Here is a 12,313-nt window from a genome sequence, read left to right as displayed (position 1 = left end):
AAGACTCAGGCGGCCTGCATGGCTCGTCCTAGCACGTCGTAGAGCCGCGGGTCGCCCGACTGGGCGACGTTGAAGCGCATGAAGCCGCCGGCTGTGCGCGACAGGCTGAAGGCGTCGCCGGGCGCGAGCACCACGTCTTCGGTGAGCGCGCGGCGGGCGGTCTCGGAGGCGTCGACGCCCTCGGGCAGGCGGCACCACAGGAACATGCCGGCGCGCGGCTCGATCCAGGGAACGACGCCGACCGCCTTCAGCCGGCGCGCGGTCTCGCCCGTCGCCTCGGCGAGCCGGACGCGAAGAGCCTCGACATGACGACGGTAGCCGCCGTCCTTCAGCAGGGCGTGGAGCAGCTCCGCCGAGAGCCGTCCGCCGCCGAACGAGGTCGCGATCCGAAGGTCCACGAGGTCTTCGATCCAGTCGGCCGGCGCCGCGATGTAGCCGCAGCGCACCGACGCCGAGAGGGTCTTCGAGAAGCTGCCGACCTGCACGACCCGGGAAAGGCCGTCGAAAGCCGCTAGGCACGGGGCGGAGGGATCCCCGAGATCGGCGAAGATGTCGTCCTCCACGATGGTGAGGTCGGCCTCCTCGGCGATCTTCAGGAGCCGGTGCGCGACGACCGGCGACAGGCTCGCGCCCGTCGGATTGTGGATCGCCGAATTGGTCATGTAGAGGCGCGGTCGATGCTCGCGGCAGGCCTCTGCGAACCGTTCGAGATCCGGCCCGTTCGGCCCGTAGGGCACGCCGACGATTTTGGCGCGATGGGCGCGCAGCAAAGCGTGGAAGTTGAAGTAGCAGGGGTCGTCCAGCAGCACCGTGTCGCCGGGCTCGAGCAGGAAGCGGCAGAGGAGGTCGATGGCCTGCGTGCCGGACTCCGCCAGCACGATCTGGTCCGGCGGCGCCTCGACGCCATGGTCGGCGAAGCGGCGCGACAGCAGGCGGCGGAGCGGCGCGAAGCCGAGCGGCGGGCCGTAGTCGGTGAGCGACTCCGCTTCGCCGCGCGCGAGCGTGCGCAACGCCCGCCTCAGCCCCGCTTCCGGCATCCATGAGGGCGGCAGCCATCCGCAGCCCGGCGTCAGCACGCCGGGCTCTGCCTCGAGCGACTGGCGCGAGATCCAGAACGGGTCGACCTCGCGGTCGAGCCGCGGCCCGAGATCCGACAGCGACAGCGGCGCGAGCGCGCTCTCGACATAGAAGCCCGAACCCGGCCGCGACCTGATCGCGCCCTCGGCCGCAAGCCGCTCATAGGCCTCCACGACGGTCGAGGTCGAGACGCCCGCCGATCGCGCGAAGGCGCGCACGGACGGGAGCTTCGCGCCGGGCGTCAGGCTGCGCGAGGCGATGCGCCGGCGCACGGTCTCGATCACGCCGTCGATCAGCGTCCCGCGCGGGGCCGTCGGTTCGGGTTGGTCCATCCGTACTGCTTCCGTCGCCATAACAGTTTTGGCGAACTGTATATGACTGTCCGTGGCGTCTCCAGCCGTCTTCGGGCGATACGACGCGACGGTTTCGCGGAGCGCGGCGCATGGACGGGCAGTCGAAGGGGTGGGGCTACGGCTTCCTGGGCATGCTGATCTTCAGCGCGTCGCTGCCTGCGACGCGCGTCGCCGTGATGGATTTCGATCCGGTGTTCCTGACCGTCGCCCGGGCCTCGATCGCGGGGCTCGTGGCCGGCGCCCTGCTCGCTGCGTTCCGGCGCAAGCGCCCCGCGCGCGCCGATCTGCCGTCGCTCGTGGTCGTCGCGCTCGGCGTGGTGGTCGGGTTTCCGCTGCTGACCGCCATCGCGCTCCTCCATATGAGCGCGGCGCGGTCGGTGGTGTTCATCGCCTTCCTGCCGCTCGCCACCGCCGTGTTCGGCGCGATCCGCGGCGGGGAGCGGCCGCGGCCGGCGTTCTGGCTGTTCTCGCTCCTTGGCGCGGGCGTAGCGGCGGGTTTCGCCGGCCTTCAGGGCGGCGAGGCGTCATGGAGCGGCGAGCTCCTGATGATCGCGGCCGTCGTGGTCTGCGGCCTCGGCTATGCGGAGGGCGCGACGCTCTCGCGGCGGCTCGGCGGCTGGCAGGTGATCTCCTGGGCGCTCGTGGTCTCGCTGCCGGTCTCGCTCGCGATCGCCTATGCGGTCATGCCCGCGTCGTTTTCGGGCGTCGGCGGCGCGGCCTGGGCCGGGCTCGCCTATGTCTCGCTGTTCTCGATGCTGATCGGCTTCGTGTTCTGGTATCGCGGCCTTGCGCTCGGCGGCATCGCGGCGGTCGGACAGCTCCAGCTGCTGCAGCCGTTCTTCGGGCTCGTGATCGCCGCCGTCCTGCTGCACGAGGCGGTGAGCCCGGCGATGATCGCGGCGACCGTCGCGGTGGTGGCCTGCGTGGCGGGCGCGCGGCGCTACGCCCGCTGAAGCCCCGAAAGCCCGGCCGCCGCCCATCCGGGGCGGCCGGGCTCGCGCGAGGCTAGCCGCCGATCTTGCAGCTTTCGGGCGCGTCGGCGCCGGGCTGGGGCGCGGGCTCGCCCTTGTAGGGCTTGAAGTCCTTGGCGAGATCGGCCGTCAACCATTCGCCGGCTTCCGCGGGATCGTCCTTGTAGAGGTGGCGCACCCAGGCCATCGCCAGCAGCATCTCGTCGAGCGTCATGGCGCCGTGCATCGGGCCCATCATGCCCTGCGCGCCGCCGAAGATGATCTCGAACAGGCCCTTGTCGGTGCGGCCCTGCGGATAGGTCCAGTGGGTGTCGTTGAGGCCGGGCCCGAGCTTGCCCTCGGCCTTCTGGCCATGGCAGCCGGAGCACATTGCGAGGAACGCCTGCTCGCCTTTGGCGAGACAGTTCTTGTCGCCGAGATAGACGTTCTCGCCGGACTCGATGAAGGTCTTGACCGCTTGGGTGTCCCTTCCCTCCGGCATCGCGTCGTCGAGGTTCAGCGTCTCGCCGGTGACGGCGTTGTTGAAGGTCTGCTGCGCGTGTGCGCCCGACACCGCAGTCGCGCAGAAGAGCGCGGCCGCAAGCGCGGCGCGAACTGATTTTTTCATTATGTTTCCTCCCAGGCGCACGCTGAGGCGACGCTTATCTGTCGGGCCGCCCAAGATTTCTCTTGGATCGCAAGCGATACGTCAGCGTGTTGTCATATCTGGCGAGGTTTAGAATGATTTATAGTAACGACGTCATCACAAATCTGTTTAGAAATACATCCCAATACTATTCGGGATAATCTTCCCGGATCTGGCGTCTAAAAGAGAAGGCCCGCTGGAGCGGGCCTCAGGGTCAGGCCGTGCGGGTCTTCGCCGTGGCGAGCAGGGCCGCGATCAGACCCACGCTCGTGAGCGCTCCCGCGCCCGCCGCCACGGCGGACCAGCCGCCATGCTGCCAGAACCAGCCGCCGACCGAGCCGACGACGCTCGAGCCGACATAATAGAACAGCAGGTAGAGCGAGGCGGCGTGGCCCCTCGCGGCCCCGGCGCGCGGGCCGATCATCGAGCTCGTCGCCGAGTGGACGACGAAGAAGCCGACCGTCACGAGCGCGATGCCGGCGACGACGGCCGGAAGAAAGGCGAGCGCGGTCAGCCCCACGCCGCCCAGCATCGAGAGGAAGCCGCAGATCAGCGTCGCCCGGCCGCCGAGCCGCTCGACGAGCGCGCCGGAGACCGACGAGGCCACGATGCCGAACACGACGCACAGGAAGATCATGCTGATCGCCGCGCCGCCGAGGCTGAACGGCGCTTCCGCGAGCCTGAAGCCCGCGTAGTTGTAGATCGTCACATAGACGCCGGTGAGCACGAAGCCGACCGCGAACAGCGGCAGCAGCGCAGGGTTGGCGAGATGCCCGCCCCAGAAGCGCAGGTCGCGCGTCAGGTCGAGGCCGGCGCTCGCCCGGAAGTTCCGCGACTGCGGCAGCAGCCGGTAGGCGAGCGCGGCGGCGATCAGGCACAGGAGCCCGAGCGCGACCATCGCGACCCGCCAGGAGGCGAACTCGGTCATGAGCCCCATGCCGACGCGTCCCATCAGGCCGCCGAAGGCGCTGCCGGCGATGTAGAGCCCCATGGCGCGCCCGAGGCTCCTGGGCTCGATCTCCTCGGCGAGATAGACCATGGCGACCGCCGGCACGCCGCCGAGCGCGAGCCCTTCCAGCGCCCGCGCCGCGAGCAGCCCGCCCCAGCTCGGCGACAGGCCGGCGGCGATGTTGAGCGCGGCGCCGAGCGTCATCGAGGCGCAGATCACGCCCCGCCGGCCGATCCGCTGCGAGACGACGCCCGAGGCCATGATCGAGAAGGCGAGGAAGCCGGTGGCGAGCGACAGCGCGAGCGAGCTTTCGGCCGGCGTCACGCCGAAGCTCCGGACGAAGTCCGGCATCACCGGCTGCACGCAATAGAGCAGCGCGAAGGTCGCGAAGCCGACGAAGAACAGGCCCCAGGAGGTGCGCCCGTAGGCGGCGGTGCCGCGCGTGACCCAGGACGGCGCGAGCGACGCGGCGGAGGGCAAAGCGGGTGCGGGAAACGTCTGGACGGCGGCGGATGCGGGCATTTCGGCGACTCCTCGGGAGAGGAGGTAGCCGTCACGCCTGCATTCTCATAGTATATGCGACAGTCGATCTGCATATGTTTTGGATATGGCATGGAGCTGCGGCACATCCGCTATTTTCTGGCTGTCGCGGAGGAGGGCAGCTTCACCAAGGCGGCCGCCCGGGTCGGCATCGGCCAGCCCCCGCTCAGCCTCCAGATCAAGGATCTCGAGGCCGAGGTCGGCGCGCTGCTGTTCCACCGCCTGCCGCATGGCGCAGAGCTCACCGAGGCGGGGCGGGCGTTCCGCGACGCGGTCGCCGCCATGCCGGGGCAGGCCGAGGAGGCCATCCGTCTGGCGCGGCGGGCGTCGCGCGGCGAGCTTGGGTCGCTCGGCCTCGGCTGCATCGCCTCGGCGGCCGTCAATCCGATCGTCTCGACCGCGATCCGCGGGTTCCGCCGCGCCTATCCGGACGTCGAGCTGAGGCTCGAGGAGTCGAGCTCCGCCGTTCTCGCCGCGGGCCTGCGCGAGGGCCGGCTCGGCGCGGCGGTGATCCGGCCGAACCGGGCCGACGCGCGCGATCTGAGGCTCCATCTCATCGCCGAGGATGCGCTCGTGGCCGCGCTGCCGGCCGGCCATGAGCTTGCGGCGCAGACCGGGCCGCTCGCGCTCGCCACGCTTGCGAACGAGACCTTCGTGATCACCGCGCGCGAGATCGGCGCGGGGCTCTACGACACGGTGGTGGAGGCCTGCCGGCAGGCGGGCTTCGAGCCGCGCTTCGGCCAGCCGGCGCCGCAGATCGCGACGCTGCTCGCGCTCGTGGCGGCCGAGTTCGGCGTCGCGCTCTTTCCCGCCTCGATGCGGCAGCTGAGCGTCGCAGGCGTCGTGTTCCGGTCGCTGGAGCGGCCGGCCCCGAAAGTGCCTCTCACTGTCGCGGTGCTGCGGGAGGAACGCTCCGAGCTCGTGCGCAATTTCGTGCTGCAGGCCGCGCCGCGGCCAAGGCGGTGCGCGCCGGCAGGTGAGGCGCGGCCTCAGGCCCGCCCGATGCGGCGCGGCCGGGGGAGCGCGAGGTCGGTCGCGATGAAGTCGCGTGCTGCGGCCGGCGCCAGCGGCCCGCTGAAATGAAAACCCTGCACCTCGGTGCAGCCGAGCGCGCGCACGGCCTCGAGCTGGCGCGCGGTCTCGACGCCCTCGGCCGTGATCGAGGCGCCGCTGCGCTGGCCGAGCCCCACGATCGCGCGGACGATCTCGGCGACCTCCGGATCCTCGATCTCGGTGATGAAGGAGCGGTCGATCTTGATCTTGTTGAACGGGAACCGCCGCAGATAGCTGAGCGAGGAGTAGCCCGTGCCGAAGTCGTCGAGCGCGATCCGCACGCCGAGCGCGCGCAGCCGCATCAGCGCCGAGACGACGCCGACCGCGTCCTGCATGAGCACGCTTTCGGTGATCTCCAGCTCGAGCCGGGAGGGGGCGAGGCCCGAGCTTTCGAGCGCCTCGACCACGCTGCGTTCGAGCCCCGCGCGCTCGAACTGCACGGCCGACACGTTGACCGCAAGCCGCAGGTCCGACGGCCAGGCGGCGGCTTCCGCGCAGGCCTCGCGCAGCGCCCAGTCGCCCATCTGCACGATGAGGCCGGTCTCCTCGGCGAGCGGGATGAACTCGGCGGGAGACACCATTCCGCGGGTCGGGTGCGGCCAGCGCATCAGCGCCTCGAAGCCGCCGACGCGGCCCGTTTCGAGCGAGACGATCGGCTGGTAGGCGAGCGCGAAGCCGCGTTCGCGGGCCGCGACCTGAAGGTCGGCCTCGAGCTGGTTGCGGGCGATGAACGCGGCGTCCATGCCGGGCTCGAAGAAGCGGTAGACGTTCCGTCCCTCCGCCTTGGCGCGGTAGAGCGCGGTGTCGGCGTTCCGGAAGATCTGGTCGCCGGGATCGCCCTGGCCGAGCGCGACGCCGACGCTGACGCCGACCGCCGCGACCTGCCCGTCGACGTCGATCGGCCGCCCGACGAGCTCGACGATGCGCTGCGCCACCACGGCGGCGTCATGGGGGCGGTCGATTCGGCCGAGGATCACGGCGAACTCGTCGCCGCCGAGGCGCGCCGCGACGTCGTGCTCGCCGAGCGCGGATCGCAGCCGTTCGGCGACGACGCGCAGCACCGCGTCGCCGGCCGCGTGGCCGCGCGTGTCGTTGACCGACTTGAACCGGTCGAGGTCGCAGGCGAGCACCGCGAACTGGCGTCCGCCGCGGTCGGCCGAGACCGCGGCCGCCAGCAGCTTCTGGCGGAACAGGGTGCGGTTCGGCAGGCCCGTCAGCGCGTCGTGATGGGCCATGTGCTCGATCTGGAGCTCGGCCTGCTTGCGACGGGTGATGTCGATGTGGGTGCCGACCATCCGCAGCGCGCGGCCTTCGGCCGAACGCGACACCACCTTGCCGCGCGCGAGCGCCCAGGCGTAGCCGCCGGCCTTGGTCTTCAGCCGGTACTCGCACTGGAACGTCGGGGTCTGGCCCTTGAGGCAGCTCCCCAGCAGCTGGCGCGCGCGCTCGACGTCGTCGGGATGGATCATCTCCTCGACGGTGCCGATGCGCGGCTCCATCTCGGACGGGTCGTAGCCGAGCGTCGAAAACCAGTGGTCGGACAGCTCGAGCGCGCCGCTTTCGAGGTCCCAATCCCAGATGCCGTCGCTGCCGCTGTCGAGCGCGAGCGCGAGGCGCTCCTCGCTGACGCGCAGCGCCTCCTCGGCGTTCCGGCGCAGCGTCACGTCGCGCAGCGACGCGACATAGCCTGTGGCCGCGCCGCTCGCCTCGTCATGGGTCAGGCTGAACGACACTTCGAGCCAGACCCAGGCCCCGTCCTTGCGCCGGTAGCGCTGGCGCGTGACCGCGCGTTCGACTTCGCTCGCCGAGAGCGAGGCCAGCAGCCCGGCGTAGCCCTCGCGGTCGTCGGGATGGACGAAATCGAGCGGCCTGGTGCCCACGAGCTCCTCGGGCTCGTAGCCGAGCAGCGCCTTGCAGGCGGGCGAGACGTAGCGGCGCGTGGTGTCGAGCGAGGACAGCACGATGATGTCGGTGGTGTTCTCCGCGAGCAGGCGGAAGCGGCTCTCGCTCTGGCGCAGCGCCGAGAACAGGCCCATGCGGCGCTGCAGCTCGGCCGCGGCCGGCAGCACCGTGAGGCACACCATCGCGATGTAGAACTGGAAGAACTGCGAGCGGAAGCCGGACGACTGCTCCATCAGCGCCATCGGCCCGACGCCCTTGAAGGTGAGCGGCGCGCCGATCGCGATCAGCGTCAGGATGCTGACCACCGCGCCGAGCCGCCCGAGCCGGAAGGTGAGGAACAGCGCCGGCAGCAGCGGCAGGAACAGGATCGGCAGCGTCGACTGCGCGAACACGCCGACCGTGACCGCGACCATGAAGGCGCAGAGCGCCGCCGCCTCTACGATCTTGCGGCGGTCGGCGGCGCGGCGCCACTCGCCGAACCGGTCGCGGCCGACGAGCAGCGCGAGCGGCAGCACGGTGAGCGCGCCGAGCCCGTGGCCCATGAACCAGTTGAAGGCGTTCGCCGCGAAGGGCGTGCCGGTGACGAGCGTCGCGACGCCCGCGCCCGCCGGCGCCGTGACGGCCGGCGCGATGACGCCGACGACGAGGCTGAAGCCCAAGACTTCGCGGATCGACGAGAACTCGCCCGGGCGGTCGATCCAGCGCCGGAGCAGCACGGCCGCGACCGCCGCTTCCGCCACGTTGACGAGCGCGAGCGGCCCGGCGGCGAGCGGCCCGAGGCCGAGCAAGGCGGTGGCGACCGCGCTCGCGGCCGCGCAGCCGGCGAGCGCCGGCGCCCAGGCGCGGCGCGGGCTCAGCACCAGATGGCTCGTCAGGATCGCGGACGCGGTCCACACGAAGGCGACGCCGCCGCTGAACCGCGTCAGCCAGACGGTGATCGCCGCGGCGACGAGGTAGCCGAAGATCAGGCTGAGGGGCCAGGTCGGTTTGGGCATCGCGTCGTCTTGGGCACCGCGTATCGGGCGTCATGACGCAAGCCGCGCGGCCGTCGCGGGCCGCTTCGCGTCGCCCGGATGCTAACCGACTGAAAGTTAAGGGAGCTCTTCGGGCGCCGAACGCCTTCGACCGGACGCGCGGACTTGCGCCCCGATAACGGCGACGTGATGGATCGCGCGACGGCTCCGCGAGTTCAGCCTTGGGGCGCGAGGAGTTCGGCGCATGCTGAAGACCGTTCTGAAACTTGCGGCCGGGCAGTATCTCGCCCGCCGCCACGCCCGCACCGGCCAGGGGCCGCGTCGCCTGCCGCCCACTTCCGTCAACCAGGTCAAGCACCGCGCCGCGAGCTCGGCGGTCCGCTGGCTGTTCGACCGGTTTTCGAAGCGCTAGCCGGCACGCCCTCCCGCGCAGGGGCGACGGACCGGCCTCCGTAATCCGCCTTCAGCGCCCCCAATCGCCTGAAGACGACCTCTTCATCCTCTGCTTCGCGCCCGGCACGCTGATCTCGACGCCGTCCGGAGAGACCGCTGTCGAGACGCTCGGCGTCGGCGATCTGGTGACGACGGCCGACGGGAGCGCCGTTCCCGTGAAGTGGATCGGCCGTCAGGCGATCGGCGGGGCGGCCGGCATGCCCGAGGGCCGCGAGCCGGTGAGGATCTCCGCCGGCGCGCTCGGCGACGGCCTGCCGCTGCGCGATCTCGTCGTCACCTCCGACCACGCCATGCTGCTCGACGGCGTGCTGGTGCAAGCCGGCGCGCTGGTCAATGGCTCCACCATCGCCCGGCTCTCCCAGTCTGTGATCCGCGACGGTCTCACGGTTTTCCACATCGAGACCAAGGGTCACGAGATCATCCTGGCCGAGGGCGCTGCGACCGAAACCTTCGTGGACAACGTCACCCGGCGCGCCTTCGACAACTTCGCCGAGTTCGAGGCGCTCTACGGCGCGACCGCCGACGCGATCGCCGAGCGCGACGAGCCGCGCGCCATGAGCCCGCGTCAGGTTCCGGCCGCCATCCGCGACAGGATCGCGATCGCGGCGGGCGAGGGGCTGGCGCAGGCGGCCTGAAGCGCCAGCGCGCTTCGGACAGAGAAAAGCCCGGCGCGTCGGGGGACGGGCCGGGCTTTTTCGTGAGCGCGCGTCAGAGCGCCGACGCTCAGGCTTCCGCGCGTTCGACCCGCGGCTCGACGCGCTGGCGCCCGCCCTCGGTCACCATCTTCGACACGATCCGGTCGCCGGGGCCGACGAGGCCGAGCGGCACGTCGCGGTCGGGCAGGATCACGGTCGCCTTGTCGCCCACCATCACGACGAGATGGGTCTTGTCGGCCGCGGCCTCCGCGGCCCAGCGCTTGAAGGCGTCGTAGAACGGGTTCTTGCGCCAGGCGTCGGGAGCGGTCACGTCGACATTGACCACGAGCGCGGCCTTGTCGGGGCTGCCATAGACGACGAACTTGCAGCGGTCCGGCCGCCATTCGGGGCCGAAGCTCTCGCGCAGGATCCAGAGGCAGTGGAAGGTGCGGCACTCGCTCGGCCGGTCCTCGTAGATCTTGCAGGCGCGGCCCGGCACGCAATGCGGGCACCAGCGCCCCGCCGGCTTCTCGAGCTCCGCGATGCCGAGAAGCTTGCAGCACATGGTGCATCCGCCGCACTCGCGCATCGCCTGTGGTCCTCGCTCTTCGTCGCGCGTCGAAATCCGGCCGACCCTAGAACGATTCCGGGCGGGGTTCATCACGCCGCCCGGCGAAAGACGACTTGACCGCCACGCGGCGTTCGTCGTCGATGCCTCGCAGCCGCTAGCCCCTCGAGGCGCCGGCCCGCACGGTCGGGGTTTGAAACGGGAATGTCTCAGGACGACGCATTCGGGCGACTGCGCGGCGCGTTCCGCTGGGAGATCCCGGAAAAGTTCAACATCGCGGAGGCGATCTGCGACCGCTGGGCGGAGCCCGAGCCGGACCGGATCGCGATCCTGACCAAGCGGCCGGGAGCGACGCTCGAACCGACCACCTATGGCGAGCTGCGCGCGGCCTCGCATGCGCTCGCAGCCGGCCTCGCCGAACGCGGGGTCGGGCGCGGAGACCGCGTCGCGGTTCTGCTGCCGCAAGGGCCGGAGGCCGCGGTCGCGCATCTTGCGGTTTCCCGCCTCGCCGCGGTGGCGACGCCGCTCGCGCTCGCCTTCGGGCCGGACGCGGTGTCGTTCCGCCTCACGGATTCCGGCGCCCGCGCGATCGTCACCAACGCGGCGGGCCTGGCGAAGCTGCGCGCCGTCGAGGAGCCGCCGTCCGATCTCGTCGTGGTCTCGACCGACGGAGCCGACGGCGACGCGCTCGACTATCGCGCGCTTCTCGCGCGAGGCGGCGAGGTTCCGCCCGCCGACACCACGCCCGACGATCCGGCGCTGATGATCTACACGTCCGGCACCACCGGGCCGCCCAAGGGCGCGCTCCATGGCGGGCGGGTGCTGCTCGGCCATGTGCCGGGCTTCCGGCTCACCCATGACGGCTTTCCGCGGGCGGGCGACCTCGGCTGGACGCCGGCCGACTGGGCCTGGGCCGGCGGCCTGCTCAACCTCATGATGCCGTGCCTCCACGACGGCGTTCCGGTGGTGGCGCAGCCGGTGGTGAAGTTCGATCCCGAGGCCGCCTTCGCTCTGATCGCGGAGGCGGGGGTGCGCAACGCCTTCATCCCGCCGACGGCGCTGCGCCTCATGGCGCAGAGCGGCGACCCGCGCGAGCGCCATCCCGGCATGGCGCTGCGCTCGCTGGTGGCGGCCGGCGAGCGGCTCGGCGAGGCCTCGTTCGACTGGGCGCGCCGCGCCTTCGGCGTGCCGGTGAACGAGGTCTACGGCCAGACCGAGTGCAACTACGTGCTGGCCTCCTTCGCCCATCTCGGCGTCTCGAAGGCCGGGTTCACGGGCAAGCCGACGCCCGGCCACGAGGTCGCGCTGTTCCGGCAAGACGGGACGCGCTGCGCGCCCGGCGAGCAGGGCGAGATCCGCGTGCGCCGGCCCGACCCCGTCATGTTCCTGGAATACTGGGACAAGCCCGAGGCGACGGCGGAGAAGTTTTCCGGCGACTGGCTGCTGACCGGCGACCAGGCGGTGACGGACGCCGACGGCTATTTCCGCTTCCTCGGCCGCGACGACGACGTCATCACCTCGGCGGGCTACCGCATCGGCCCGAGCGACATCGAGGATTGTCTTTCCCGCCACCCGGCGGTCGCTCTCGCCGCGGTGGTCGGCAAGCCCGACGAGATGCGCACCGAGATCGTGAAGGCCTTCGTGCAGCTGACGTCCGGCGTCTCGGGCGACGAGGCGCTCGCCGAGGAGCTGAAGCTCTTCGTACGCGAGCGCCTCAGCCACCACGAATATCCGCGCGAGATCGAATTCGTGGCCGAGCTGCCGCTGACCACCACCGGCAAGATCATCCGCCGCGCGCTGAGGGAGCGGGGGTAGGCGTCATCCCGGGCGGGCGAAGACCCGTCCGGGATCGTGCTCCGGAAAGGGCGCTTCTTTCGGAGCACGATCCCGACTCTTCGCGGCTGCGCCGCTTCGGCCGGATGACGGTCTTTGGTCACATGACGGTGTCGCCGCTGACGACGACCAGAAAAATCATCCAGCGTCTGTCGAGGGGGTAGGGCTCGACTCGCTGAGACGCTCGCCCCGCATGCGGAGCCAGATCCAGAACGTCTGAAACGCGAGTGTGGCGACGGCGGCGGTCACGATCTTCCGGTCGGCGCCGGTCGCGTTGAGCATGCAGATGAAGAAGACGAGAAGACTGAGCAGCCTCTCGTCGGCGTAGAACTTCGCGCGTTTCATGAAAGGGTGCTCGTCGTTCATGCGGACATCCTCCA

Annotated in this window: 11 protein-coding genes; 5 read left to right on the top strand and 6 right to left on the bottom strand. The window is 71.0% G+C overall.

Annotated features, from left to right (window positions below):
• Positions 1–5: 5 nt before the first annotated feature.
• Complete coding sequence (locus ACFOWB_RS23365) at positions 6–1,409, bottom strand: aminotransferase-like domain-containing protein (protein WP_261404715.1); 1,404 nt, start codon at positions 1,407–1,409, stop codon at positions 6–8.
• Between the two features lie 110 nt (positions 1,410–1,519).
• On the opposite strand from ACFOWB_RS23365, the gene ACFOWB_RS23360 reads away from it, so the two are divergent.
• A complete protein-coding gene (locus ACFOWB_RS23360) occupies positions 1,520–2,383 on the top strand; it encodes a DMT family transporter (RefSeq protein WP_261404714.1) in 864 nt (287 codons plus the stop codon).
• A 52-nt stretch (positions 2,384–2,435) separates the two neighbouring features.
• Here the strand turns inward: ACFOWB_RS23360 and moxG are convergent, their stop codons facing one another.
• The gene (gene moxG / locus ACFOWB_RS23355) at positions 2,436–3,008 is read right to left on the bottom strand and encodes a cytochrome c(L), periplasmic (RefSeq protein ID WP_261404713.1); all 573 of its coding nucleotides are present in this window, start codon (positions 3,006–3,008) and stop codon (positions 2,436–2,438) included.
• Positions 3,009–3,240: 232 nt separating this feature from the next.
• Positions 3,241–4,497: an MFS transporter gene (locus ACFOWB_RS23350; protein ID WP_261404712.1), complete on the bottom strand. Its 1,257-nt coding sequence runs from the start codon at positions 4,495–4,497 to the stop codon at positions 3,241–3,243.
• Between the two features lie 90 nt (positions 4,498–4,587).
• Between ACFOWB_RS23350 and ACFOWB_RS23345 the strand changes: the two genes are divergently transcribed.
• Positions 4,588–5,598, top strand: coding sequence for a LysR family transcriptional regulator (locus ACFOWB_RS23345; RefSeq protein WP_315855168.1), 1,011 nt, complete (start codon positions 4,588–4,590; stop codon positions 5,596–5,598).
• Here ACFOWB_RS23345 and ACFOWB_RS23340 read toward each other — a convergent pair.
• The gene (locus ACFOWB_RS23340) at positions 5,505–8,465 is read right to left on the bottom strand and encodes a bifunctional diguanylate cyclase/phosphodiesterase (RefSeq protein WP_378149673.1); all 2,961 of its coding nucleotides are present in this window, start codon (positions 8,463–8,465) and stop codon (positions 5,505–5,507) included. The two genes, ACFOWB_RS23345 and ACFOWB_RS23340, sit on opposite strands and share 94 nt — an antisense overlap.
• A 223-nt stretch (positions 8,466–8,688) precedes the next feature.
• Here ACFOWB_RS23340 and ACFOWB_RS23335 point away from each other — a divergent pair, with 223 nt between their 5' ends.
• Both ACFOWB_RS23335 and ACFOWB_RS23330 read left to right on the top strand, forming a co-directional pair.
• Positions 8,689–8,856, top strand: coding sequence for a hypothetical protein (locus ACFOWB_RS23335; RefSeq protein ID WP_261404710.1), 168 nt, complete (start codon positions 8,689–8,691; stop codon positions 8,854–8,856).
• Between the two features lie 43 nt (positions 8,857–8,899).
• The gene (locus tag ACFOWB_RS23330) at positions 8,900–9,532 is read left to right on the top strand and encodes a Hint domain-containing protein (RefSeq protein ID WP_261405685.1); all 633 of its coding nucleotides are present in this window, start codon (positions 8,900–8,902) and stop codon (positions 9,530–9,532) included.
• A gap of 88 nt (positions 9,533–9,620) precedes the next feature.
• Here the strand turns inward: ACFOWB_RS23330 and ACFOWB_RS23325 are convergent, their stop codons facing one another.
• Positions 9,621–10,121 carry a hypothetical protein gene (locus tag ACFOWB_RS23325; RefSeq protein ID WP_378149671.1) on the bottom strand — a complete coding sequence of 167 codons (501 nt, stop codon included), beginning with the start codon at positions 10,119–10,121 and terminating at the stop codon, positions 9,621–9,623.
• Positions 10,122–10,304: 183 nt separating this feature from the next.
• Here ACFOWB_RS23325 and ACFOWB_RS23320 point away from each other — a divergent pair, with 183 nt between their 5' ends.
• Positions 10,305–11,915 (top strand): AMP-binding protein, encoded by a 1,611-nt coding sequence (locus ACFOWB_RS23320; RefSeq protein ID WP_378149669.1) that lies wholly within the window; start codon positions 10,305–10,307, stop codon positions 11,913–11,915.
• 156 nt (positions 11,916–12,071) lie between these two features.
• Here ACFOWB_RS23320 and ACFOWB_RS23315 read toward each other — a convergent pair whose 3' ends face one another.
• The gene (locus ACFOWB_RS23315) at positions 12,072–12,299 is read right to left on the bottom strand and encodes a hypothetical protein (RefSeq protein ID WP_261404708.1); all 228 of its coding nucleotides are present in this window, start codon (positions 12,297–12,299) and stop codon (positions 12,072–12,074) included.
• Positions 12,300–12,313 lie beyond the last annotated feature (14 nt).

This window comes from Chenggangzhangella methanolivorans, assembly GCF_042648545.1.
In the GTDB taxonomy this organism is placed as follows: Bacteria; Pseudomonadota; Alphaproteobacteria; order Rhizobiales; family Methylopilaceae; genus Methylopila; species Methylopila methanolivorans.
Note: the sequence above shows the minus strand (reverse complement) of the source record. Positions and strands in the feature narration are given on the sequence as shown.